This is a genomic window from Enterobacter cloacae complex sp. HYC033_NIDB, from assembly GCF_056673335.1.
In genome coordinates this window covers 740,190-766,208 of record NZ_CP115123.1, presented here as the reverse complement: position 1 = coordinate 766,208, position 26,019 = coordinate 740,190, and the positions used below count along the sequence as shown (strand labels likewise).

General features: G+C 53.2%; 23 protein-coding genes. 3 read left to right on the top strand and 20 right to left on the bottom strand.

Features of this window, described 5'->3' with window-relative positions:
• The 18 genes from O1721_RS03625 to asnC all read right to left on the bottom strand — a co-directional run bounded on the left by O1721_RS03625 (position 1) and on the right by asnC (position 19,208).
• Positions 1–2,478 (bottom strand): fimbria/pilus outer membrane usher protein, encoded by a 2,478-nt coding sequence (locus O1721_RS03625; RefSeq protein ID WP_032646655.1) that lies wholly within the window; start codon positions 2,476–2,478, stop codon positions 1–3.
• A gap of 38 nt (positions 2,479–2,516) precedes the next feature.
• The gene (locus tag O1721_RS03620) at positions 2,517–3,200 is read right to left on the bottom strand and encodes a fimbrial chaperone (protein WP_032646653.1); all 684 of its coding nucleotides are present in this window, start codon (positions 3,198–3,200) and stop codon (positions 2,517–2,519) included.
• 95 nt (positions 3,201–3,295) lie between these two features.
• On the bottom strand, positions 3,296–3,820 hold the full coding sequence (locus O1721_RS03615) for a fimbrial protein (RefSeq protein WP_015570147.1): 525 nt from the start codon (positions 3,818–3,820) through the stop codon (positions 3,296–3,298).
• A 331-nt stretch (positions 3,821–4,151) separates the two neighbouring features.
• On the bottom strand, positions 4,152–5,981 hold the full coding sequence (gene glmS, locus O1721_RS03610) for a glutamine--fructose-6-phosphate transaminase (isomerizing) (RefSeq protein ID WP_032646651.1): 1,830 nt from the start codon (positions 5,979–5,981) through the stop codon (positions 4,152–4,154).
• A gap of 225 nt (positions 5,982–6,206) precedes the next feature.
• Positions 6,207–7,577, bottom strand: a complete 1,371-nt coding sequence (gene glmU / locus O1721_RS03605) for a bifunctional UDP-N-acetylglucosamine diphosphorylase/glucosamine-1-phosphate N-acetyltransferase GlmU (RefSeq protein WP_032646648.1) — start codon at positions 7,575–7,577, stop codon at positions 6,207–6,209.
• A gap of 138 nt (positions 7,578–7,715) precedes the next feature.
• Positions 7,716–8,135 carry a F0F1 ATP synthase subunit epsilon gene (locus tag O1721_RS03600; RefSeq protein WP_006177560.1) on the bottom strand — a complete coding sequence of 140 codons (420 nt, stop codon included), beginning with the start codon at positions 8,133–8,135 and terminating at the stop codon, positions 7,716–7,718.
• A gap of 20 nt (positions 8,136–8,155) precedes the next feature.
• Entirely contained in the window at positions 8,156–9,538 is a 1,383-nt protein-coding gene (gene atpD / locus O1721_RS03595; RefSeq protein WP_015570150.1) for a F0F1 ATP synthase subunit beta, read from the bottom strand.
• Positions 9,539–9,569: 31 nt separating this feature from the next.
• Positions 9,570–10,433, bottom strand: a complete 864-nt coding sequence (atpG, locus tag O1721_RS03590) for a F0F1 ATP synthase subunit gamma (protein WP_003862364.1) — start codon at positions 10,431–10,433, stop codon at positions 9,570–9,572.
• Between the two features lie 51 nt (positions 10,434–10,484).
• On the bottom strand, positions 10,485–12,026 hold the full coding sequence (gene atpA / locus O1721_RS03585) for a F0F1 ATP synthase subunit alpha (protein ID WP_003862367.1): 1,542 nt from the start codon (positions 12,024–12,026) through the stop codon (positions 10,485–10,487).
• Positions 12,027–12,038: 12 nt separating this feature from the next.
• Positions 12,039–12,572, bottom strand: coding sequence for a F0F1 ATP synthase subunit delta (atpH, locus tag O1721_RS03580; RefSeq protein ID WP_015570151.1), 534 nt, complete (start codon positions 12,570–12,572; stop codon positions 12,039–12,041).
• 14 nt (positions 12,573–12,586) lie between these two features.
• Positions 12,587–13,057, bottom strand: coding sequence for a F0F1 ATP synthase subunit B (gene atpF / locus O1721_RS03575; protein ID WP_003862370.1), 471 nt, complete (start codon positions 13,055–13,057; stop codon positions 12,587–12,589).
• Positions 13,058–13,105: 48 nt separating this feature from the next.
• The gene (gene atpE / locus O1721_RS03570) at positions 13,106–13,345 is read right to left on the bottom strand and encodes a F0F1 ATP synthase subunit C (protein WP_000429386.1); all 240 of its coding nucleotides are present in this window, start codon (positions 13,343–13,345) and stop codon (positions 13,106–13,108) included.
• 49 nt (positions 13,346–13,394) lie between these two features.
• A complete protein-coding gene (atpB, locus tag O1721_RS03565; RefSeq protein WP_003862373.1) occupies positions 13,395–14,210 on the bottom strand; it encodes a F0F1 ATP synthase subunit A in 816 nt (271 codons plus the stop codon).
• A gap of 8 nt (positions 14,211–14,218) precedes the next feature.
• The gene (gene atpI, locus O1721_RS03560) at positions 14,219–14,599 is read right to left on the bottom strand and encodes a F0F1 ATP synthase subunit I (protein ID WP_003862375.1); all 381 of its coding nucleotides are present in this window, start codon (positions 14,597–14,599) and stop codon (positions 14,219–14,221) included.
• Positions 14,600–15,214: 615 nt separating this feature from the next.
• Positions 15,215–15,838: a 16S rRNA (guanine(527)-N(7))-methyltransferase RsmG gene (gene rsmG / locus O1721_RS03555; RefSeq protein WP_017694037.1), complete on the bottom strand. Its 624-nt coding sequence runs from the start codon at positions 15,836–15,838 to the stop codon at positions 15,215–15,217.
• 107 nt (positions 15,839–15,945) lie between these two features.
• Positions 15,946–17,835 (bottom strand): tRNA uridine-5-carboxymethylaminomethyl(34) synthesis enzyme MnmG, encoded by a 1,890-nt coding sequence (gene mnmG / locus O1721_RS03550; RefSeq protein WP_017383709.1) that lies wholly within the window; start codon positions 17,833–17,835, stop codon positions 15,946–15,948.
• 374 nt (positions 17,836–18,209) lie between these two features.
• Entirely contained in the window at positions 18,210–18,659 is a 450-nt protein-coding gene (gene mioC / locus O1721_RS03545) for an FMN-binding protein MioC (RefSeq protein WP_003862381.1), read from the bottom strand.
• Between the two features lie 90 nt (positions 18,660–18,749).
• On the bottom strand, positions 18,750–19,208 hold the full coding sequence (gene asnC, locus O1721_RS03540) for a transcriptional regulator AsnC (RefSeq protein WP_003862383.1): 459 nt from the start codon (positions 19,206–19,208) through the stop codon (positions 18,750–18,752).
• Positions 19,209–19,359: 151 nt separating this feature from the next.
• On the opposite strand from asnC, the gene asnA reads away from it, so the two are divergent.
• Entirely contained in the window at positions 19,360–20,352 is a 993-nt protein-coding gene (asnA, locus tag O1721_RS03535; RefSeq protein WP_003862385.1) for an aspartate--ammonia ligase, read from the top strand.
• Here the strand turns inward: asnA and viaA are convergent, their stop codons facing one another.
• Entirely contained in the window at positions 20,353–21,804 is a 1,452-nt protein-coding gene (viaA, locus tag O1721_RS03530; RefSeq protein ID WP_015570153.1) for an ATPase RavA stimulator ViaA, read from the bottom strand. It abuts the gene before it with no gap.
• A complete protein-coding gene (gene ravA / locus O1721_RS03525; protein ID WP_032646645.1) occupies positions 21,798–23,294 on the bottom strand; it encodes an ATPase RavA in 1,497 nt (498 codons plus the stop codon). The genes viaA and ravA overlap by 7 nt, the downstream gene beginning before the upstream one ends.
• Positions 23,295–23,516: 222 nt before the next feature.
• Between ravA and kup the strand changes: the two genes are divergently transcribed.
• Complete coding sequence (gene kup / locus O1721_RS03520) at positions 23,517–25,385, top strand: low affinity potassium transporter Kup (protein ID WP_006808744.1); 1,869 nt, start codon at positions 23,517–23,519, stop codon at positions 25,383–25,385.
• Between the two features lie 214 nt (positions 25,386–25,599).
• Complete coding sequence (rbsD, locus tag O1721_RS03515; RefSeq protein ID WP_003862392.1) at positions 25,600–26,019, top strand: D-ribose pyranase; 420 nt, start codon at positions 25,600–25,602, stop codon at positions 26,017–26,019.

The following is a 26,019-nucleotide window of genomic DNA, read 5'->3' as shown; positions in this document are numbered from 1 at the left end:
TTATCGACACGTGACGGGCATCTGCACCAGTCCAGCGTCAGGCTGTTGTTGAAGCGTGTATTCCGCCCGACAGGTTGCGCCGTCGTTTAGCGTCAACGTAAATTGCCCCTTTTCCGGCATGCCTGAGAGATAGAGTTCGCCCTCTTCTCCGACAATGCCCGTAACGCTTCCGGTGTCCAGCGTTGCCGATCCCGTTGCCCCAAAAGGCGCAGGTTTGCCATTGCTGAGATGAACGTTGAAAAGGATGCGGTAGCCGATATGCGTAACGAATTCCGCTTTTACTACCGCTCCACGGGTGGGAACCAGATTCTGGACGCTTTTTTCCAGTTCAACATTGCCAGAGGCAAAGTCGCTGTCGCCAATTGCGATACGATTTTCATCATAGGGTGACAGCTGCGTTTTTACGGTGTAGCCGCGCCAGTCCGTCGCGACACCGCTGCTGTTTTCCACCGCCAGGCCCGCCGCTCCTGGAGCTTTCACCAGCGCGACGGTTTCTCCCATTTCCTGTGAGAAGGTGACACCTTCTGAATGCAGTAGAATGCCGCCGCTGACGCCATAATTGAGACTTCGGGTTTCGTTGCTCCAGGCATAGTTACCTTTCATGGAGCCATAAGCCGCGTCCCATGCCAGTCCCGAATTCCCCCCCGTACTGCCGCCACTTTCATCAACGGATTGCTGTATGTTCCAGTTCAAGTTGTTGTTCTGAAGCAGCCTTCCGTTCAGGCCTACCTGATGGGAGACGCTGTTTTTATTGTTGCCAGTAACGTTATAGTTGGCGTAGGTGTTCGGTAACCACTGGGAGAGCGGAAGCGAGAGTGACAGCATGAAAACGTGTTCGTTTTCGCCATCCTTTTCCCAGTCCCCATCGTGATGATTCGCAGTATCGGTATAGTTCCATGACGCATTCCACGTCATCTGTTTCCAGCTGTTGCTGTAACCAATCTGGATCAGCCGTTCAACGTTATCCGTTCGCCAGTACTGTTCACGGCTCAGCGTCAGGTAAATATTTCCATACCCCTGCGCAAAAGGTTGTGTCCACGTTCCCTCCAGACGGCTTCTGCGGTTACCCGTTTGCCAGAACGTCTCGCTATCGCTCCTGCGGGAAGCCCACTCATCCAGGGTATAAAATCCTTCCGTTGAATAGCGATAGCCTACTATTCGCAGGCTGGTATTACTTACATCGAACGTCTTGGAATAGAGAAAACGCCAGGATTGCCCCTGCTCCGTATCATCGACAAAACGAGACGCCGCATGGGTGACATCCATCGATATCGCCCCGATCTCGCCGAGATCCTGACCAATACCAGCCGCTATGGCAGTGTAATTCTCAGCTAACTGTGTGCCGCCATACAGCGTCATTCCCCCTTGCATGCCGCGTAAAAGCTGAGCCTGCAATAAATCAGGTGAATAGCGATCGCTGTTGTTCAGTTCGCCAATGCTGATATCAAAGTCCGTCTGGCCTTCCCGTCGCAATATCGCCAGGGAAGCATAAGGCTGCGTAAAATGCTGCTCACTACCGTCTTCTTCTTTGATCGTAACGTCGAGATCGCCCCCACTGCTGGTGGTGTTGAGATCGGTCAGGGCAAACGGCCCCTGAGGAACAGCAGATTGATAGATAATGTAGCCATTCTGACGAATGGTGACGACGGCATTACTTTTAGCAATGCCCCGGACGACGGGTGCGAAGCCGTTCAGACTATCCGGCAGCATGTCATTATCGGTGTACAGGCGCACGCCGCGCACCTGGCTGCTATCGAATAGATCATTTGCCGTCCAGGTATCCCCCATCATTATCTGGCTTCGCAGGCTGGCAATATCACGTTGTAAATACGTACTCGCAGAATGATAACTGCCGTTGCTGTTTACCGCATTGAGGGTGCTGTAGTTGCGAAGTCGCCAGCTGCCAAGGTTAATACCGCTACGCATGTTCAGATAATACAGATCGTCACTGTCATAGTCTGATTTCAACGTCTGGGTGGTTGAAAAATCATAATTCACCATCAGGGCATTAATACCCTGATCCCAGCGTGAAGGCGGAATGGCGTCACGCGCTGAAGAATCCATATAAATCTGCGGGATAGAGACCCGTAACGCGAGCTTTTCGTCATCCAGAACCCATGTAGCTCCCGCCAGCGGGGGAACGGGCTCACAGCGGCTGGTGTTAATCGTAGCCAGTGCTTTTATGGCATCCACTTTTATGCCAAACGTAGCCAGCGTATTTTTTAAGTCGCGGAAACAGGGCTGGAGTGCGCTCTCGTTGTTTGTTCGAAAAAAATGGATTTCACGGCGCTCAAAAAAGCGCTCGTTGATATAAATATCAACCTGATAATCCCCTTCAGGGAGATTATCAGGCCGGCTAAACTGACTGATATCAATGTCGACCGGATGTTCAAGTTCTAACAATCGTGAGTTAAAGGTTTCACCAGCAGCGTGCCCGGAATACGTGCCGCTGACCCACAGCGACACCAGGGATAACATAAAATAGATGCGCTTCAACGTTAACCATCTCGCCTGAGTCAAAGGGGGTATTTGATGACGTCGCTTATCGCGCCATAATCATTGATGCTATGCCAGGTGAGTGTCTTACTCGCGACGCCAGCGGGTAAGGGAATGTTGAGCGTCTCAAAGGGCTTAATCATCGCCAAATCCAGCGGTTTGCCGTCTACAGCAACATCAATAACGTTGATATGGATAGCCGTAGGATTATTAACCACCAGGGTATTGCCTTGTTTGCGCCAGATGACTTTTAGGCTGGCGGTTTCAGGCTTTTCAGTAATGCTGGCAGGGCGCCAGAATAACTTAATGCGCGTTTTAATCGCGATTTCCAGCTTGCTGTTCTGTTTGTCCGGCGTTGGAGGGATATTCTTAACATTCAGCCAAAAGACAGATTCCCGATCGGTGGGTAAATCGCCTTTTGTTTTAATAATGCGCAATACGCGCTCCTGTTTTGGCTCCAGCCTTGAAACAGGAGGAATAACGGTAAACGGTGGTTTCGTTTTCTCTGTGGCTAAAAAAGGATCAATCCATGCCTGAATCAGATAGGGTAAGGAAGTATCATTATTTATTACAGAAATAGTGGTATCTGTTTTATTGCTGGGGAAAATAATCCGCGTACCACCGATAATAATCCCACCCCATGAGGGAGAGGCACACACGACTAAAAAGAGAATAATAAAAATATCGATAAAACGCCTGCGCATATCATATCCTGTGACAGGCCTGCGAGGTTTCGCTGTCCATTAGACGTAAAGAAACCTGCCTTGCCAGGCCTGATTATATTTCGGAAAGCTAGAGGTTAATTACTGTAAGTGATAGTAAATTCAGAATCCGCATTTGCCACACCAGGCGTTACGGTTGCGGAGGTAGCAATATAGCGAGCCATGAACGGCAGTGTCGCCTTGCCATCAGCGTCGATATCTGCACTGACTGACTGGTTGTAGAGCTTCAGCAAGGTGTTGTCAGCACGGTTGTAGATGGCAACGGCAACCCCTGTAGCTCCACCAGCGTTCAGTTTAAGGTAACCGTCTCCATCTTCTGTACCATCAAAGCGAGCGGTGGCTTTTTTATATGTATCAGGGCAATTTTCAAGATCGATCTGGAAAGCCTGTACGGAAGCCGTCGAGCCTGCACCAGAAAAGGCGGATTTATTGACTTTACCAAGGTCAACGGTTTGAGTTTGTGTTGGCGCAGTAACCTCACAGGTGCTGTCAATAATTTCGCCTGTAAAGTGTACAGTACCATTGCCGTTCCCCGCGTGCGCCTGCCAACCTAAAAGCAAAGATGAGCAAACTAATGCGCTTTTAAAAAGTTTTCCATTCATTATGACATTATCCTGAAGTTATGAATAATCATGTTTCATTATTAAAACAAATATTGCCGAACCATCCCGGCCAGGAAATAGTAAACTGAAAAATGAAAATAACAAGGAGAAATAATATTGTATTAATTATTACTGATGGAATAAGAGAATAAACATAAGCGTTTTATTACTTAATATAATTTTATATCACACTGAAAAGTCGACACACTGTAATTAGTTTTTATTTAATAAGAAGTGGAAAAGTTTATTTTTCAGAAAATATTTATGTTTTGATATAAAAATAACCCCGTAATCATAAATTAACGGGGTTATTCCTAAGTGATATATAATATTATTCTACGGTAACAGACTTCGCCAGATTTCGCGGCTGGTCAACGTCGGTGCCTTTGATCAGCGCGACGTGATAAGCCAGCAGTTGCAGCGGAACAGTGTAGAAGATCGGCGCAATCACCTCTTCCACATGCGGCATCTCGATGATGTGCATGTTGTCGCTGCTGGCGAAACCGGCATCTTTATCCGCAAAGACGTACAGAACACCACCACGGGCGCGCACTTCTTCGATGTTAGATTTCAGTTTTTCCAGCAGTTCGTTGTTCGGTGCCACCACGATAACCGGCATATCCGCGTCGATCAGCGCCAGCGGGCCATGTTTCAGTTCACCTGCCGCGTAAGCTTCAGCGTGAATGTAAGAGATCTCTTTCAGCTTCAGTGCGCCTTCCAGCGCAATCGGATACTGATCGCCACGCCCCAGGAACAGGGAGTGATGTTTGTCAGAGAAATCTTCCGCCAGCGCCTCAATGCGTTTGTCCTGAGACAGCATCTGCTCGATACGGCTCGGCAGCGCCTGAAGGCCATGCACAATGTCGTGTTCAACGGAGGCATCCAGACCTTTCAGACGCGCCAGTTTCGCCACCAGCATCAGCAGAACGGTTAACTGAGTGGTAAACGCCTTGGTGGAAGCCACGCCAATTTCAGTACCGGCTTTGGTCATCAGCGCCAGATCGGATTCACGTACCAGCGAAGAGCCCGGCACGTTACAGATGGCCAGCGAGCCCAGGTAACCCAACTCTTTAGACAGACGCAGCGCCGCCAGGGTATCAGCCGTTTCGCCAGACTGAGAAAGGGTGATCATCAGGCTGTTACGACGCACCGCAGATTTGCGGTAGCGGAACTCAGACGCGATTTCCACATCACACGGCACGCCCGCCAGGGATTCAAACCAGTAGCGCGAGACCATACCGGAGTTATAAGAGGTACCGCAGGCCACGATCTGAATGTGCTCGACTTTGCCCAGCAGTTCGTTGGCATTGGCGCCCAGCTCACTCAGATCCACTTCGCCGTGGCTGATGCGCCCGGTCAGGGTGTTTTTAATGGCGTTTGGCTGTTCGTAGATCTCTTTCTGCATGTAGTGACGGTAAGCACCTTTGTCGCCCGCGTCGTATTGCAGGTTTGATTCGATCTCCTGACGCTTAACCTGCTCGCCTTTCGTGTCGAATACGGTCACGCTGCGACGTGTCACCTCGGCAATGTCTCCCTCTTCCAGGAAGATAAAGCGACGGGTAACCGGCAGCAGCGCCAGCTGGTCGGAAGCGATAAAGTTTTCACCCATGCCCAGACCAATCACCATCGGACTACCGGAACGCGCGGCCAGCAGCGTGGACGGGTCGCGGGAATCCATGATCACCGTACCGTAAGCACCACGCAGCTGAGGGATAGCGTGCAGCACCGCATCACGCAGTGTACCGCCCTTTGCCAGCTCCCAGTGCACCAGGTGAGCAATCACTTCGGTGTCGGTTTCAGAGACGAAGGTATAGCCGCGCGCTTTCAGTTCTTCACGCAGCGGTTCGTGGTTTTCGATAATGCCGTTATGCACCACCACAATGTGTTCAGACACATGCGGGTGTGCGTTGCCTTCAGATGGCTCACCGTGGGTCGCCCAGCGGGTATGTGCAATACCGGTGCCACCGTGCAGCGGATGTTCTTCCGCAGCCTGGGCCAGCATCTGCACTTTACCGAGACGACGCAGACGGGTCATATGACCTTCTGCATCGACCACAGCCAGACCGGCTGAGTCGTAACCACGGTATTCCAGACGACGTAAACCTTCGAGAAGGATTTCAGCAATATCACGCTGCGCAACTGCGCCAACAATTCCACACATAGTTAGATTTCCTGATTATGGCGTTATGCCATGCGTTGTCGCTGACCTGTATTTGCCCTTTCCGGGCGCCCCGAGCCTTGTAGAGAGTGGGGTTATTTTTATGGGTACTGCTTGTGGGGGGAGATATATATTTATCTCCTCTCCCGGTTTTGCCTGATGTCGGCTACGCCTTATCAGGCCTACTCAATCGTAGGGCGGGTAAGCATAGCGCCACCCGCCTTGTTGTTACTTCTTCTTCACCGGGCGTTTCCAGCCCTGCTTGCTGACCTGCGGCACACGGCTTAACACCAGCTCGTTCTCGGCCACATCGCGCGTAACGGTTGTCCCGGCGGCAATGGTCACGCCTTTGCCCACGGTGACGGGCGCCACCAGCTGGGTATCGGAGCCTACAAACACATCATCACCGATGATGGTTTTAAACTTATTGGCACCGTCATAGTTACAGGTGATGGTTCCAGCACCGATGTTTACGTTGTCGCCAATTTCCGCATCGCCCAGATAGGTCAGATGACCGGCTTTCGAGCCCTTACCCAGACGCGCTTTTTTCATTTCCACAAAGTTACCTACGTGAGCGCCTTCCAGCAGCTCAGCGCCCGGGCGCAGACGCGCAAACGGGCCGATGGTACATGCCGCCTCAAGATGGGCATCTTCCACCACGCTGTACGGGCTGATTTCGCAGTCATCACCGATCACGCTGTTTTTAATCACGCAGCCAGTGCCGATTTTGACGCGGTTGCCCAGCGTGACGTTACCTTCCAGGATAACGTTAGTATCTATTTCAACGTCGCGCCCGTGGGTCAGCGTGCCACGCAGATCGAAACGCGCCGGATCGCGCAGCATAACGCCCGCGAGCAACAGCTTTTCTGCCTGCTCGGACTGGTAAATACGCTCCAGGCGAGAAAGCTGGAGACGGTTGTTTACCCCGTCCGTTTCGCTGATGCGAGCCGGGTGAACGGCGGCAATCTCACGCCCTTCCTGGTACGCCATCGCAATAATATCGGTGATGTAGTATTCACCCTGCGCGTTGTTATTGTTGAGTCTGGACAGCCAGCGCTTCATATCCGCACCGTTCGCAATCAGGATGCCGGTGTTGATCTCCTGAATCTGGCGCTGTTCGTCAGTGGCATCTTTATGCTCAACAATCCCGGTCACGTTGCCGTTTTCACGCGTGATGCGGCCATAGCCGGTTGGATCGTCCAGCACGACGGTCAACAAACCGATGCCGCCCTGCGGTTTGGCTTCACGTAGGCGAGTGAGGGTTTCAACGGAGATCAGCGGGACGTCGCCGTAGAGCATCAGGATATCTTCATCATCAGCGAAGAAGGGTGCAGCCTGCTGCATCGCATGGCCTGTACCCAACTGTTCTGCCTGTAGCACCCAGTTGAGATTGTCGTCACGCAGCGTTTTTTTCAGCAGGTCGCCGCCATGTCCATAAACCAGATGCACCTGGCTGGCGCCTAATTCATTCGCTGCATCAATAACATGCTGAACCATTGGCTTTCCTGCCAGCGTGTGGAGCACCTTAGGCAGATCGGAATACATGCGGGTACCTTTGCCTGCGGCAAGGATCACCACGCTCATCGCACTGTTTAACATACGCATCCTGACGGTAGTTTGTGTGAGAAGTAAAAACGTTTGATGCTTAAAATTCTACATCTTTTTCATCATGAATTAAGGCCGAAAAAAAAAGCCAGCCTGGGATCCAGACTGGCTTTTGTGCTTTTCAAGCCGGTGTTACATCGCTTTTTTGGTCAACTCGATAACGCGCAGTTTCGCGATCGCTTTGGCCAGCTCCGCAGACGCCTGAGCGTAATCCACGTCACCATGAGAGCTGCTAATGTGCTCTTCAGCCTTACGCTTCGATTCCAGGGCTCGCGCTTCGTCGAGATCCTGGCCACGAATAGCGGTATCGGCCAGAACGGTCACACTGCCTGGCTGCACTTCAAGAATGCCGCCGGACAGATAGATAAACTCTTCATGACCGAACTGTTTAACGATGCGGATCATACCAGGCTTAATGGCGGTGAGCAGCGGTGCGTGACCCGGGAAAATACCCAGTTCACCTTCACTACCCGTTACCTGGATTTTCTCGACCAGACCAGAGAACATTTGTTGCTCTGCGCTGACGACGTCCAGGTGGTAAGTCATTGCCATATCACCCTCCGATTAAGGCGTTAAAGTTTTTTGGCTTTTTCCACGGCTTCTTCGATGGAACCAACCATGTAGAACGCCTGCTCTGGCAGGTGATCGTATTCGCCTTCCATGATGCCTTTAAAGCCACGGATGGTGTCTTTCAGGGAAACGTATTTACCAGGTGCACCGGTGAATACTTCCGCAACGAAGAACGGCTGGGACAGGAAGCGCTGGATCTTACGCGCACGTGCTACCACCAGTTTGTCTTCTTCAGACAGTTCATCCATACCCAGGATGGCGATGATGTCTTTCAGTTCCTGATAACGTTGCAGCAGCGACTGTACGCCACGCGCGGTGTCGTAGTGCTCCTGGCCAACAACCAGTGGATCCAGCTGACGGCTGGTGGAGTCCAGCGGGTCAACGGCCGGGTAGATACCCAGAGACGCGATCTGACGGCTCAGTACCACGGTTGCATCTAAGTGAGCAAAGGTGGTGGCTGGGGATGGGTCAGTCAAGTCATCCGCAGGTACGTATACCGCCTGAACGGAGGTGATAGAACCGGTTTTGGTAGAGGTGATACGTTCCTGAAGAACACCCATCTCTTCCGCAAGCGTAGGCTGATAACCTACCGCTGAAGGCATACGACCCAGCAGTGCAGATACTTCAGTACCGGCCAGGGTGTAACGGTAGATGTTATCAACGAACAGCAGAACGTCACGACCTTCGTCACGGAACTTCTCAGCCATGGTCAGGCCGGTCAGCGCAACGCGCAGACGGTTTCCTGGTGGCTCGTTCATCTGGCCGTAAACCAGGGATACTTTATCCAGAACGTTGGAGTCGGTCATTTCGTGGTAGAAGTCGTTACCCTCACGAGTACGTTCACCCACGCCCGCAAACACGGAGTAACCGGAGTGCTCGATCGCGATGTTACGGATCAGCTCCATCATGTTTACGGTTTTACCTACACCCGCACCACCGAACAGACCGACTTTACCGCCCTTCGCGAACGGACACATCAGGTCGATAACTTTGATGCCGGTTTCCAGCAGTTCCTGAGAGCTGGACAGCTCTTCGTAGGAAGGTGCCGCGCGGTGGATAGCCCAACGCTCTTCTTCACCGATGTCGCCTTTCATGTCGATTGGCTGACCCAATACGTTCATGATACGACCCAGTGTTGCTTTACCTACCGGGACTTCGATCGGGTGCTCAAGGTCTTTTACTTCCAGACCACGACGCAGACCGTCGGAAGAACCCATGGCGATGGTACGCACGATACCGCCGCCGAGCTGCTGCTGAACTTCCAGCACCAGGCTCTCGTTACCATTCTGTACCTCAAGCGCGTCGTACACGCGTGGTACGGCGTCCTGAGGGAACTCGACGTCCACCACGGCGCCGATTACCTGGACAATCTTTCCAGTAGCCATCTTGAATCCTCTACGTAATTCGTAAACCTGGTTAAACCGCGGCGGCCCCCGAGACGATCTCGGTGAGTTCCTGAGTAATGCTGGCCTGACGAGCTTTGTTGTAAACCAACTGCAGCTCTTTAATCAGGCTGCCGCCATTATCGGTCGCGGCTTTCATCGCCACCATTCGTGCGGCCTGCTCGCTGGCCAGGTTTTCTACAACGCCCTGATAAACCTGAGATTCAACGTAACGACGCAGCAGGGTATCCAGCAGCGGTTTCGGATCGGGTTCATACAGGTAATCCCAGGCTTTCTGTTTCAGCTCGTCATCTTCTGATGCCGGTAACGGCAGCATCTGAGTGAGCGTAGGCACCTGAGACATGGTGTTAATAAATTTGTTGCTGACAACGTACAGTCTGTCCAGACGGCCTTCATCGTAGGCCTGCAACATCACTTTAACCGGGCCGATCAGTTCGGACAGGGACGGGTTATCACCCATACCGGTCACCTGAGCGACAATGTTGCCGCCAACGGAGTTAAAGAATGAGACGCCTTTAGAGCCAATCAGTGCCAGATCGCACTGAACGCCTTTATCGGACCAGCCTTTCATATCCGCCAGCAGTTTTTTGAACAGGTTAATGTTCAAGCCGCCACACAGACCACGGTCAGTCGACACCACCAGGTAGCCCACGCGCTTAACGTCGCGTTCTTCCAGGTAAGGGTGCTTATATTCCAGATTACCGTTCGCAAGGTGACCAATCACTTTGCGCATGGTCTCTGCATAAGGACGGCTGGCCGCCATGCGATCCTGCGATTTACGCATTTTGGAAGCGGCGACCATCTCCATCGCTTTAGTGATCTTTTGCGTGTTCTGGACGCTTGCGATCTTACTACGTATCTCTTTTGCGCCGGCCATGAGCTTCTCCTCAATGCCAGACGGCTTGTCCTGAGACAAGCCGCCGGACGATTACCAGGATTGGGTTGCTTTGAAGGAATCGAGGATAGCTTTCAGCTTGCCTTCGATTTCGTCGTTATAGCCACCGGTCTGGTTGATCTCTTGCATCAGCGGAGCGTGATCACGGTCGACGTAAGCCAGCAGAGCGGCTTCGAAGCTACCGATTTTCGCCAGTTCCACATCTTCGAGGTAACCGCGTTCAGCCGCGAACAGTACCAGGCCCTGCTGAGCAACAGACATTGGCGCGTACTGTTTCTGCTTCAGCAGCTCGGTCACTTTCTGACCGTGGCTCAGCTGTTTACGGGTTGCTTCGTCCAGATCGGATGCGAACTGAGAGAACGCAGCCAGTTCACGATACTGTGCCAGCGCGGTACGGATACCACCGGACAGTTTCTTGATGATCTTGGTCTGAGCAGCACCACCCACACGGGATACGGAGATACCCGGGTTAACCGCCGGACGAATACCGGAGTTAAACAGGTTGGTTTCCAGGAAGATCTGACCATCGGTAATGGAGATTACGTTGGTCGGAACGAACGCAGAAACGTCACCCGCCTGGGTTTCAATGATCGGCAGAGCGGTCAGAGAACCTGTTTTACCCTTCACTTCACCTTTGGTGAAGTTCTCGACGTATTCCGCGTTAACGCGGGAAGCACGCTCCAGCAGACGAGAGTGGAGGTAAAATACGTCGCCCGGGAATGCTTCACGTCCTGGTGGACGACGGAGCAGCAGGGAAACCTGACGATAAGCAACGGCCTGTTTAGACAGGTCATCGTATACGATCAGCGCATCTTCACCGCGGTCACGGAAGTATTCGCCCATTGCGCAACCGGCGTATGGCGCCAGGTATTGCAGTGCAGCAGATTCAGACGCGGTTGCTACCACAACGATGGTGTTAGACAGTGCGCCGTGCTCTTCCAGTTTACGAACCACGTTGGAAATGGTGGACGCTTTCTGGCCGATAGCCACGTATACACATTTGATGCCGGAATCACGCTGGTTGATGATGGCGTCGATTGCCATCGCGGTTTTACCGGTCTGACGGTCACCGATGATCAGTTCACGCTGACCACGACCGATTGGGATCATGGCGTCAACGGACTTATAACCCGTCTGCACTGGCTGATCAACGGACTGACGGTCGATAACGCCTGGTGCGATAACTTCGATTGGGGAGAAGCCATCGTGCTCAACCGGACCTTTACCGTCGATTGGCGCACCCAGGGTGTTAACAACGCGACCCAGCAGGCCACGGCCAACCGGTACTTCCAGAATACGGCCAGTACACTTAACCTTCATGCCTTCGGCAAGGTCAGCGTATGGACCCATCACAACGGCACCTACGGAGTCGCGCTCCAGGTTCAGTGCGATAGCGTAACGGTTACCCGGCAGGGAAATCATCTCACCCTGCATACAATCGGCCAGGCCGTGGATGCGGATAACACCGTCACTTACAGAAACAATAGTACCTTCGTTGTGAGCTTCACTCACAACATTGAACTGAGCAATGCGCTGCTTGATCAGTTCGCTGATTTCGGTGGAATTCAGTTGCATGCTCCAGTCCCCTTAAGACTGCAAGACGTCTGCAAGGCGCTCAAGACGGCCGCGTACGCTGCCATCAATGACCATATCACCCGAGCGGATGATTACGCCTGCCATTACAGACTTATCGATTTTGCAATTCAGCTTAACTTTGCGTGACAGACGTTTTTCCATCGCGGCGGTGATTTTCGCAAGCTGTTCGTTACTCAGTTCAGTCGCAGAAGTTACTTCAACTTCAGCGGTAGCTTCACTAAGGGCACGTAAGTGCTCAAACTGCTCGAGAACATCCGGGAGCACACGGAGACGACCATTTTCCGCCATCACCTTAATCAGGTTCTGGCCGTTGGCATCCAGTTGCTCTCCGCACACGGCGATAAACGACGCGGCGAGGGTTTCAGGCGCTAACGCACCAGAAAGCAACTCGGCCATTTGTTCGTTTTTCGTCACCTCAGCGGCAAACGCCAGCATATTCTGCCAGCGATCGACATTTTGGTGTTCGACAGCAAAGTCAAAAGCTGCTTTGGCGTAGGGGCGAGCTACCGTAACAAATTCAGACATCAGCCCCTCCCTCCTTACAGTTCAGCGACAAGTTTGTCCACGATGTCGCTGTTAGCAGCTTCATCCACGGAACGTTCGATGATCTTCTCGGCGCCAGCAACAGCCAGAATCGCAACCTGCTTACGCAGTTCTTCACGAGCACGTTTACGCTCAGCTTCAATTTCAGCCTGAGCCTGTGTCACGATCTTAGTACGTTCCTGTTCTGCTTCAGCTTTGGCTTCGTCCAGGATCTGAGAACGGCGTTTGTTAGCCTGTTCAATGATTACCTGAGCTTCAGCTTTCGCTTTTTTCAGCTGGTCTGTCGCGTTGGCCTGTGCAAGGTCCAAATCTTTCTTAGCGCGTTCTGCGGAAGCCAGACCGTCAGCAATTTCTTTCTGACGTTTTTCGATGGCAGCCATTAAAGGCGGCCATACATACTTCATGCAGAACCAGACAAAGAGAATAAACGCGATGGCCTGGCCGAGGATTGTTGCGTTCATGTTCACAGCACAATACCTCTTAAATTTCTGTGGCTTGGGGTTTTAAAACAACTACTACGCGACAGCAAACATCACGTACAGACCCAGACCTACAGCGATCATTGGGATTGCATCCACCAGACCCATAACGATAAAGAACTGAGTACGCAGCAGAGGAATCAGATCAGGTTGACGCGCTGCGCCTTCCAGGAATTTGCCCCCGAGGATGCCGATACCGATCGCAGCACCGATAGCCGCCAGACCCATCATCACAGCGGCAGCCATGTACAGCAGATCCATATTCAGGTTTTCCATGACAGTCTCCAGTTTGTTTCAATTAAAACGTAGTAGTGTTGGTAAAAAATCAGTGCTCTTCAGACGCCATCGACAGATAGACGATCGTCAGAACCATGAAGATAAAGGCTTGCAGCGTAATGATCAGGATGTGGAAAATGGCCCATGGCACATTCAGAATCCACTGTGACCACCACGGCAGAAGACCCGCGATCAGAATGAAAATCAGCTCACCCGCATACATGTTGCCGAACAGTCGCAGACCCAGTGAAACAGGTTTGGACAGCAGGCTAACGCCTTCCAGGATCAGGTTGACCGGAATAAACGCCCAGTGGTTGAACGGCTGCAAGGTAAGCTCTTTCACAAAGCCGCTTACGCCTTTCATTTTGATGCTGTAGAACAGAATGAGGATAAATACGCCCAGCGCCATCGACAGGGTGATGTTCACGTCGGCAGACGGAACCACGCGCAGTGCAGGCAGGCCGAGTACGTGCTCACCGATCCAAGGTAAGAAATCGATAGGCAGGAGGTCCATCAGGTTCATCAGGAAGACCCAAACGAACACGGTCAGGGCCAGCGGAGCAATCAGTTTGCTCTTACCATGGTACATGTCTTTCACGCTGCCATGGACGAAGCCGATGATCATCTCGATGAACGTCTGGAATTTCCCTGGAACACCGCTGGTCGCCTTTTTAGCAACGCTGCGGAACATGGCCAGGAACAGAAGACCCAAAACCACCGAGAAGAACATGGAGTCGATGTTGATCGTCCAGAAGGTGGCCGGGGGGTTATGTGGATCCACCAGCGAGAATGTACGCAGGTCCAGCTGAAGGTTATTCAGATGGTGACCTATGTAATCCTGCGGCGTCATATTTTCTGAAGCCATGATGCCTTTTACCCTTTGTTATTGATTACAGCTGGAGCCAGAACTTGTACCACCAGCACCAAAACCCACGTTGCTATCAGCGGCATGAATACCACTTTCAAAACCGCCAGCGCCATCACCAGTAGAGCAAAGGTCAGCAACACCTTACACACTTCGCCGAGAGCGAAGGACCAGGCCACGCGGCCTTTGGCGGGTGTATGCGCCTGATGACGCCAGGCAAAAATCATAAACAACACGTTTGGCAGAACCACCGCCAAACCTCCGCACGCGGCGGAGATGCCCCAGAAGGGGTCTTTGAGGCTAAACAGCAGTCCACTTGCTATCACAGCCAGAAACTGAATGAACAGAAGCTTACGAGCAACGTTTCTACTCAAGAGCGACACAGACATCACGTTTTTACTCCTGCTCCCTTCGAGGTATGCCGCGTGTCGTATAAAACGTCCTTTAAGGCTCAGAGTCAAGCATCAAAAAGCGGTCAAATTATACGGTGCGTACCCGTGATTTCAAACATTAAGTAGCGAAAAGGTGAATAAATGTTTAAATATTTTTCCCCAGTCCTATTTTTCAACTTTTGACCTAAGTGCCGACCTTCAGGCAAAACTGCAAACAGCGCGGAAACGTTGGTGATAAAGCGTGCACGAGATCACAAAATACACATTTGCGATAAAGTGGTATTTATCAAAGACGTAAAACGATTTATTTCATCTGTATGAAATTAAAGCAAAAAAATCGCAACTATTTTTAAAACAGAGCCGTATACAACAAAAACCTTTTATTGACATTCTTAATAAATATTTAACATTCCATTCTTGTTGCCTTTACCCACTTTTAGCAGGCTGATATTTTCATGGTTGATTATCCTCAGAGTGAACAACTCACTTCAGGTTAACCATAAGAAAACCCATGGTAACAACAAGGTTAAATTAACAACGGACAAAACAGACGGGATGTGCTGCTTTTTAACACGATCAGAACAGCACAAATTCCACATTTTTTATTAATTTTTAAAAAGTGTTTGGCTTAATTATCACCAGATGACGCTCACCTTCGAGCTGAGGGATCTGAAGTTTCTCAATGGATTCGACAGCAAAACCGTCCGGAAGCTGCTCGATTTCGTCCCCCGGAAGTTGCCCTTTCAGCGCATAAAAACGCCCCTTCTCCGCCGGCAGGTGTTTGCACCAGCTCACCATGTCATTGAGTGACGCAAATGCGCGGCTGATAACGCCGTCAAACGGTGGCTCAGCCGGGAACTCCTCTACCCTGCTCTGCACGGGCGTGATGTTTTCCAGCTTCAGCTCATGCTGGACCTGGCGTAAAAAGCGTACGCGCTTACCCAGGCTGTCCAGCAGCGTGAATTGACTCTCCGGTCGAACAATAGACAACGGAACGCCCGGCAAGCCCGGGCCGGTGCCCACGTCGATAAAACGTTCCCCGTTCAGATACGGCGCCACGACGATGCTATCGAGAATATGGCGAATCAGCATCTCGTTGGGATCGCGTACGGAGGTGAGGTTGTACGCTTTATTCCATTTGTTCAGCATATCGACATAGGCCACCAGCTGATTTTTCTGGTGATCGGTGAGCGAAATACCTGCCTGTTCCAGCAGACGAGAGAGTTTATTGAGCACGGTGGATACCTGTTGAGAAACTTAAGTGGCGGGTGGCGCTTCGCTAACCCGCCCTACGGGTTCAGTAGGCCCGGTAAGCGCAGCGCCACCGGGCAATTTTCAGAGCATTACGCGCTGCGGCGCAGCATACCCTGCTTTTTCAGCCACACCAGCAGAATCGAAATCGCGGCAGGTGTGACGCCGGAGATACGTGAGGCCTGGCCAATCGACACAGGTTTGTGATCGTTCAGCTTAGCGATCACTTCGTTGGAAAGGCCCGTCACCTGACGATAGTCCAGCATTTCCGGCAGCAGCGTGTTTTCGTTGCGCTGCTGTTTTTCGATCTCATCCTGCTGACGCGCGATGTAGCCTTCGTATTTCACCTGGATTTCGACCTGCTCGGCCGCTTCCGCGTCTTCAAGGCCCGGCGCGAACGCGGTCAGTTTGACCAGATTCTCGTAGGTGACTTCAGGACGGCGCAGCAGATCTTCCCCGCTGGCTTCGCGCGACAGCGGTGCTGTTAAGTGAGCGTTTACTTCGGCAGCGGTTTCCGCCTGCGGATTCACCCAGGTGGTTTTCAGGCGCTGACGTTCCTGTTCGATACGCTCCAGCTTCTCGTTGAAGCGCGCCCAGCGTTCGTCATCCACCAGACCCAATTCACGGCCCACCTCAGTCAGACGCAGATCGGCATTGTCTTCGCGCAGCATCAGGCGATATTCCGCACGAGAAGTAAACATGCGGTACGGTTCTTTGGTCCCCAGCGTGCAGAGATCGTCGACCAGAACGCCCAGGTAAGCCTGAGAACGCGCCGGTGCCCAGCCCTCTTTCTCGGCAGAGAAGCGAGCGGCGTTCAGACCGGCCAGCAACCCTTGTGCGGCAGCTTCTTCGTACCCGGTGGTACCGTTAATCTGGCCTGCGAAGAACAGACCCTGGATGAATTTGCTTTCCAGCGTCGGCTTCAGGTCGCGCGGATCGAAGAAATCGTACTCAATAGCGTAGCCAGGACGAACGATCTTCGCGTTTTCCATGCCCTGCATTGAACGCACAATCTGCATCTGCACGTCGAACGGCAGGCTGGTGGAGATGCCGTTTGGATAAATTTCGTTAGAGGTCAGCCCTTCAGGTTCGAGGAAGATCTGGTGCTGGTTACGATCGGCAAATCGCATCACCTTGTCTTCGATCGACGGGCAATAACGTGGGCCGATCCCTTCGATCACACCGGCGTACATTGGGCTGCGATCGAGGTTATTGCGGATCACGTCATGGGTTTTTTCATTGGTGTGCGTGATGTAGCACGGCACCTGCTGCGGATGTTGCGCCGCATTGCCCATGAACGAGAACACCGGCATCGGGTTATCGCCGTGCTGCTGTGCGAGCACGCTGAAATCAATGGTGCGCGCATCAATACGCGGCGGCGTACCGGTTTTCAGGCGGCTTACGCGCAGCGGCAGTTCACGCAGACGACGAGATAACGGAATCGACGGCGGATCGCCAGCACGGCCACCGCTGTAGTTGTCCAGACCAATATGGATTTTACCGTCCAGGAATGTCCCGACCGTCAGCACCACCGCTTTTGCGCGGAACTTAAGACCCATCTGGGTCACGGCGCCAACAACACGATCGTTCTCCACGATAAGATCTTCTACCGCCTGCTGGAAGATCATCAGGTTCGGTTGGTTTTCCAGCGCGGTGCGCACAGCCTGACGGTAAAGCACGCGGTCTGCCTGTGCACGGGTGGCGCGAACAGCCGGACCTTTACTCGCGTTTAGTATCCTAAACTGAATGCCCGCACGATCGATCGCTTTCGCCATCAGGCCGCCAAGCGCATCCACTTCTTTTACCAGGTGTCCTTTCCCAATGCCGCCAATCGCCGGATTACAGGACATTTGTCCCAGCGTGTCGATATTGTGTGTCAAAAGCAGGGTCTGCTGACCCATTCGCGCTGCGGCCATTGCGGCCTCAGTGCCTGCGTGACCCCCGCCAATGATGATGACGTCAAAAGGATCCTGATAAAACATGGTGGTCTGCCTCGCGTAAAGCGGTATGAAAATGGATTGAAGCCCGGGCCGTGGATTCTACTCAACTTTAGTCTTTCGAGAAAGCATTGGGATCCTGGGCTATTAAAAAGAAGATCTTTTTATTTAAAGATCTGTTCTATTGTGATCTCTTATTAGGATCGCAGACCTTTGTGGATAAGTCCGATCCCATAAATAAGATCATGCAGTTAGGAAGGATCGTTTGCTGTGAATGATCGGTGATCCTGGACCGTATAAGCTGGGATCAGATCGCCACTTTATACACAGGTCAAAAACTAAACCAACGTTGTTCTTTGGATAACTACGGCTTAATACGAGCTTTTAACCAGAGTTATCCACATCTGATCGCACGATCTTTAATCGTTTTTGAGTAAATTTTTCCATTCCGCGAGCCAGATCTCGGCTGGATCTTCGGGAATGTCATGATCGAGGATGTTGATCTTCAGCGTTTCACCCAGCTGTTTTGCTCCGCAGGCGGTCACCGCAGCTTCTACTTTCTCTATGGCGCCACAGAAAGTGTCATATTCACGGCTGCCGATCCCCACAGCGCCAAACCGGACGTTTGACAGATCGGGCTGTTGTTCCAGCAGTTCGTCATATAAAGGTTGCAGGTTATCCGGCAGATCGCCCGCGCCGTGCGTGGAGGTGATCAGCAGCCAGACCCCGTCAGTCGGGAGATCTTCCAGCAGCGGTCCGTGCAGCGTTTGTGTAGAAAAGCCCGCATCTTCCAGCTTCTCAGCCAGATGTTCCGCTACATATTCCGCACCGCCCAGGGTGCTGCCGCTGATAAGAGTAATGTCCGCCATTGATCGCTCGCTCAGATAAAGAGGCGGCCATTGTACGCTGTGAACGAGCTGGGATCTACCTGTGGAAAATGTGGGAATGAAATTGCCCGATCACGGGCGGATAGTACGCATGATCGGGTTTTGCAGGGAGATCAGGGTTTCAGTGGACTGAATTTCATCGATTGTTTGGATCTTGTTGATAAGTACCTGCTGGAGGGCGTCAATGGATCGGCACATCACCTTTATAAAGATGCTGTAGTGCCCGGTGGTGTAGTACGCCTCGGTGACTTCATCCAGCGCGTTCAGTTTCTCCAGCGCGGAGGGGTAATCTTTGGCGCTTTTCAGAATAATGCCAATGAAGCAGCAGACGTCGTAGCCAAGTTGCTTCGGGCTGACATCAATGCGTGCGCCGGTGATGATCCCGGCCTGCTTCATTTTCTCGACGCGAACGTGAATGGTCCCCGGGCTGACGCCAAATTGTTTCGCCAGTTCGGCATACGCGGTGCGTGCGTTGGCCATTAGCGCTTCCAGAATGCCGCGGTCCAGATTGTCGATCTGATAATTTTCCATAGGTTTTTCTTATGAAGATTAATGATTCCCTCTATTCTAGCGTCTTATTTTAACGAATCAAAAGTGAAGGCGGCTTTTTGTTGATGGGTTATTGAATTAAGCGCCTGTTCTGTTGCTTAATCAGTATCAACAGGACGCAGGAGTATAAATAATGAAAACCGCTTACATCGCAAAACAACGCCAGATCAGTTTCGTAAAATCCCATTTTTCCCGCCAGCTGGAAGAGAAGCTTGGCCTTATTGAAGTTCAGGCGCCGATTCTGAGCCGCGTGGGTGACGGGACGCAGGATAACTTGTCTGGTTGCGAAAAAGCGGTACAGGTAAAAGTGAAAACACTGCCAGACGCCCAGTTCGAAGTGGTTCATTCCCTGGCGAAGTGGAAGCGTCAAACCCTGGGACAACACGACTTCAGCGCGGGCGAAGGGCTTTACACGCACATGAAAGCCCTTCGCCCCGATGAAGACCGCCTTTCCCCGATTCACTCTGTCTACGTTGACCAGTGGGACTGGGAGCGCGTAATGGGAGATGGCGAGCGTCACGTCGGTACGCTGAAATCCACCGTTGAGGCGATCTACGCCGGGATCAAAGCAACCGAAGCGGCCGTGAGCAAAGAGTTTGGTCTGGCACCGTTCCTGCCGGAAACGATCCACTTTGTTCACAGTCAGGAATTGCTGAGCCGTTTCCCGGATCTGGATGCCAAAGGCCGTGAACGCGCGATCGCCAAAGAGCTGGGCGCGGTATTCCTTATCGGCATTGGCGGGAAATTGTCTGATGGTAAACGTCACGACGTCCGTGCGCCGGATTACGATGACTGGAGCACCGTGGGCGAAAGCGAATATGCCGGTCTGAACGGCGATATTCTGGTCTGGAACCCGGTTCTGGAAGATGCGTTTGAACTCTCTTCGATGGGGATCCGCGTGGATGCTGAAGCACTGAAGCGTCAGCTGGCCGTGACCGGTGATGAAGATCGTCTGCAACTGGAGTGGCACCAGGCACTGCTGCGCGGTGAAATGCCGCAGACCATCGGCGGTGGTATTGGCCAGTCTCGTCTGACCATGCTGCTGCTGCAACTCTCTCACATTGGTCAGGTACAGTGTGGGGTCTGGCCGCAGCAGGTACGTGAGAGCGTCGGTTCTCTTCTTTAATTAACGTCGCCAGCGTCTGAGCAGGCGGCTACGCAACCCGGTATCAAAGCGCCAGATGTGATCGAAGATGCGCATGATGCCGGGTTTTCCATGTGCAGACATCGCCACGGCATGGAAACGGTGCTGGTGCACGCGCTGCATCTCCTTCACTTTATTCACGACGTCGTCCGGCAGCCGCTGGGCGATAAAATCGGAAATCACCACCGCATCCGCGTCGTACCAGTCTCCGCCCTGCATGCGCTCAATGATGCTGCGAAAACAGCTGGCCAGATCGGTGCCGCCGCGAAAGCGCTGGCTTAAAAAGCGGATCGCCTGCTCCAGCCCCTGTGGGCTGGTCAGTTCATACCCCACCACTTCGCTGGAAAAGAGCATGATGTAGCAGCGACGACGATCGGCAAGCGCCACGCGCATCAGGGCCAGGCAGAACGCTTTTGCACACTGTTCATTAAAGCCCCCCATCGATCCGGACGTATCGACGCAAACAATAAATGGGCCGCGCGGTTGCTCATCAAAATCCTGGTGCACTACCGGACGCTGGCTGATCTTCTCGCGCCAGGCTTCGCCATGCAGTCGATAGGTAATGAGCTGTTTTTCCACCAGCCGACGATAAAACTCATACTCCAGTTCGGTCATTCCCAGCGTGCTGAGTTCCGTGGGCAGCAGGCGCAGGATGTCATCGCTTTGCTGTAGCCCGTCCACCTGCTCCGGTACGGTGGAGGGTTCGCGTACCAGCGTACGGAAGGTCTCCATCGGCGCATCTTTCTTTGGGACCGACCGGGCCTCCCGGGAGCGGCCGAGCTGTTCTGCAAGCTTCATCAGCTCCGGCTGTTGTGCCAGAAAGTCGCCGTACTTCACGATCAGCTGATAATCGCCCCGCTTTAACTGGCCGGCACTCATATCCCAGAGTCGACCGGCGGCGTTTTCATTCTCCACCAGCACCTGTTCTAACTGGCCGCTCAGGGTCATTCGCTCCTGGACTTCACTGAGCAACTGTTCGCGCTCTTCGTCCAGCAACTGCTGATTAAGGGCCGTGGCCTGGACCACAAGGCTCAGACGCCAGCGCTGTAAAAACAGCGTATGCAGGGCGGGAGTAAAGCTGGGGTTGTCAGTGACCAGCGCTCTGGCCTGGCTGGCAAACGGGGAGTGAACGTTATCAAGCAGCGTCAGGGTTTGCTGTAGCTGGGCAATAAACTGCGGTGTTGAAAGCCGCTGGCACTGCTGGTAACCAGCCACTTCCTCTGTCAGTTCCGGCGGGACTTCCGTCTCCTTAAACCGCTGTCGCAGGTTATCGCGCCAGCGGGGCAGATCGTCCGTCATTGCCTTTCGGAGCTTCGGGAATTTTTCAAAGAAGGCCGCCAGCTGCGGTGAAGCGAGCAGGGTAATGACGACCTCTTCGATCAACCCTTCCTCGCTAACCGCCAGCATGACGTTAAGCGTGTCCAGCGTTAGCATTGACGCGCCTGTTTGATCTGCGCGCTGACATCCTGCAAGCTGGCTTCAATGCGACCTAACCAGTCGCTATGGATAAAGAGGCATTTCTGCTGCTCGCTGAAGCGCGTGTGCTGCTGATGCCATTCGTTATCCAGCGCGTCGAGCTGTTGTTTGATCTCCTCCGGAACAGTATCGGAGGCCGTGCCCGGCAGCGCCAGGCGCGATCCCTGAAGGCTGACGTCGCGGATCACAAGGTGCTGGCTGCTGTCGACTTCCATTGACAGCGGCTGTGCAAAGCCGATACCGTTGAGTTTACCGCGGATCTCACCGCCTTTATCCAGCCACTGAGCCAGCGCAACGCGTTCGATCGTCACGTGCACAACCTGCATATCATGCAGCTTCAGCGGTTGCTGAAGAAGAAGCGTGAGCGAGGCGTCAGTCAGCCCGGCGGGCAGTTCGTAGTGCGGTTTACGGGCAAACATCCCGCCAAGACGGTTCACCTTCAGCGCGGTTTTGTCACTTTGCTGCTGCTGGAGCTGAAGGCGACGTTGGGCAATCGCGCCCAGCTGATTGAGCATCGACTGCTGACCCCACGCGTGTCCGGTCATCAAAACGTCCAACTGCTGTTGCATCAGGTTCATCCCTTCTGCGTCATGCCACAGGCAGTCTTTCAGCAGGATCAGATCGATTGGGGCGACAGCATCGCGGCCGCTAAACAGCGCGCTTGCCTGGAGCAGGCGAATGGCTTTTTTCCAGCGACGATCGGAGACGTACGGCGCGGAAGGCAGCAAATCAAGCTGCTGGCGCAGCATGAAGATCAGCTCAAAAACGGGATCGGGCAGTTTTATCTTGCCGATCTCCTCCTGCCACTGGTGGTATTCCTCGTCCGTGACCTGCAATGACGCTGCCACCGGGTTTTCGTTTTCATCCTGCTGGCTTACCAGCATAGAACGGAAGTTTGATTTATCCTGGACTTTATCCAGCCACAGGCGGATCAGCATACGGTCATACAGCGCTTCCAGGCTGCTGTCGGCTTCGGGCAATTCGTTAGACGCGGCCACCAGCAGGCGCATGGGGATCTTCTCTTCGCTGGCGCCGTTGCGGAAGCGGCGTTCGTTAATTGCCGTCAACAGGGTATTCAGTATGGCCGGGCCGGCTTTCCAGATCTCATCAAGAAAGACGATTTCCGCTTCCGGAAGATAGCCCGCCGTCAGACGTTCATAGCGTCCCTCATCTTTTAACGCCTGAATGGAGAGTGGGCCGAAAACTTCTTCCGGCGTGGAGAAGCGCGTCATCAAATACTCGAATGCGCGCGCGTTCTGGAAAGCGAATTTGAGGCGGCGTGCGATCAGACTTTTGGCAATGCCCGGCGGGCCCAGCAGAAATACGCTTTCCCCACTCAGCGCCGCCAGTAAACAGAGGCGAATGGCGTGGCTACGCTCGTAAAGGCCTTTCTCCAGCGCACTGCTGAGGCGGGAAATTCTTTCTGCTAATAAATGTGAGTGAGCCATAATAGTTTTGCATCCTTTCGCCGTCGTGGCGGCTAATTGAAGCGAGTATAGACGTTTCGGTCTGGCCTGGTAATAGGCTGAAGTGCGGCGCTATTTTCTTTGCGCTACATTAATGCGGCTGCATTTAGGGGTACGATTTTGCATTGAATCGTGCATACTGTGCGCTTTTTGTGGGCCAAGGGACTAAGCACACATTTGTTATTCAAACGAAAAGACTAGTCTATGAGCACTGATAATAAGCAATCATTACCCGCTGTAACGCTTGCGGCGATCGGGGTTGTCTACGGTGATATCGGCACCAGCCCGCTTTATACGCTTCGTGAATGTCTGTCCGGTCAGTTTGGTTTTGGTGTAGAGCGTGACGCCGTATTTGGTTTCCTCTCGCTCATCTTCTGGCTGCTGATCCTGGTGGTCTCCCTTAAGTATCTCTCTTTCGTAATGCGGGCTGATAACGCGGGCGAGGGCGGTATTCTGACCCTGATGTCCCTTGCCGGGCGCAATACGTCCGCAAGAATGACCTCCGTGCTGGTCATCATCGGCCTGATTGGCGGCAGCTTCTTCTATGGAGAAGTCGTGATTACGCCGGCGATTTCTGTAATGTCGGCCATAGAGGGGCTGGAGATTGTCGCGCCACAGCTTGATACGTGGGTGGTGCCACTCGCTATTATCGTGCTGACGTTGCTGTTTGCCATACAAAAACACGGTACCGGGCTGGTGGGTAAGCTGTTCGCGCCTATTATGCTGGCCTGGTTCCTGATCCTGGCGGCGCTGGGCTTACGCAGTATTATCGCCAACCCGGATGTCCTGCACGCGCTGAACCCAATGTGGGCGGTGCATTTCTTCCTTGAATATAAAGTGGTGTCGTTTGTGGCGCTGGGCGCGGTGGTGCTGTCCATTACCGGTGTTGAAGCGCTGTATGCGGATATGGGCCACTTCGGGAAACTCCCTATTCGCGTCGCCTGGTTTAGCGTGGTCTTGCCTTCACTGGTGCTGAATTACTTCGGTCAGGGCGCTCTGCTGCTTGCACACCCTGAAGCGATTAAAAACCCGTTCTTCCTGCTGGCGCCGGACTGGGCGCTGGTTCCGATGCTGATCCTGGCGACGCTGGCGACGGTCATTGCCTCTCAGGCTGTCATTTCCGGCGTATTCTCCCTGACGCGTCAGGCCGTGCGTTTGGGTTATCTCTCCCCAATGCGCATTATCCATACCTCGGAGATGGAGTCTGGCCAGATCTACATTCCGTTCGTCAACTGGCTGCTCTATTTCGCGGTGGTGATTGTTATCGTCAGCTTTGAGCACTCCAGTAATCTGGCGGCGGCGTACGGTATCGCGGTAACCGGAACGATGGTGTTGACCTCTATTCTCTCCACCACCGTGGCGTACCGTAACTGGCACTGGAATAAGTTCCTCGTGGGGCTGATCCTGGTTGGCTTCCTCTGCATCGACGTGCCGCTGTTCTCTGCGAACCTCGACAAGATTGTCTCCGGCGGCTGGCTGCCGCTGACGCTGGGTCTGGTGATGTTTATTGTGATGACGACGTGGAAGAGCGAACGTTTCCGCCTGCTGCGTCGTATGCACGAGCACGGTAACTCTCTTGAGGCGATGATCGCCTCGCTGGAGAAGTCCCCACCGGTGCGCGTGCCGGGCACGGCGGTGTATATGTCTCGCGCGCTGAACGTGATCCCGTTTGCGCTGATGCATAACCTCAAGCACAACAAAGTGCTGCACGAGCGCGTGATCCTGCTGACGCTGCGTACCGAAGATGCGCCGTACGTTCACAACGTGCGTCGCGTACAGATTGAACAGCTGTCGCCAACCTTCTGGCGCGTGGTGGCAAGCTACGGCTGGCGCGAAACGCCGAACGTGGAAGAGGTGTTCCACCGCTGCGGTCTGGAAGGCCTGAGTTGCCGCATGATGGAGACGTCGTTCTTTATGTCCCACGAGTCGCTGATCATCGGCAAGCGCCCATGGTATCTGCGCCTGCGCGGCAAGCTGTATCTCATTCTGCAACGTAACGCCCTGCGTGCGCCTGACCAGTTTGAGATCCCGCCTAACCGCGTGATTGAGCTGGGGACGCAGGTCGAGATTTAACCCTTCTGAATATGCCGGGTGGCGCTGCGCTTACCCGGCCTACCAGACCCGTAGGCCCGTGCAAGCGTAGCGCCGCCGGGCAATTTTCCTCTATTGCATTTCACTTAGCGAAACGTTTCGACGTTGATCACAAATCCGTTACGTCATGATGGTTTTCTGAACACTTCTGCGGCTACACTGTTTTTAGCGAAACGTTTCGCTAGTGGAGCAAAAAATGAAGAAAGGCACAGTACTCAACTCAGAAATCTCATCGGTGATTTCCCGTCTTGGGCATACCGATACGCTGGTGGTTTGCGATGCAGGCTTACCGGTTCCGCGCAGCACAACCCGTATCGATATGGCGTTAACGCAGGGCGTACCCTCGTTCATGCAGGTACTGGAAGTGGTCACCGCGGAGATGCAGGTTGAGGCGGCCATTCTCGCGGCGGAAATCAAACAACATAATCCGCAACTCCACGAAACGTTGCTCAGCCACATTGAGCAACTGCAACAGCACCAGGGAAACACCATAGAAATTCGTTACACAACGCACGAGCAGTTCAAACAACAAACCGCAGACAGTCAGGCGGTGATTCGCAGCGGGGAGTGCTCCCCGTATGCGAATATCATTCTCTGTGCTGGCGTCACCTTCTGA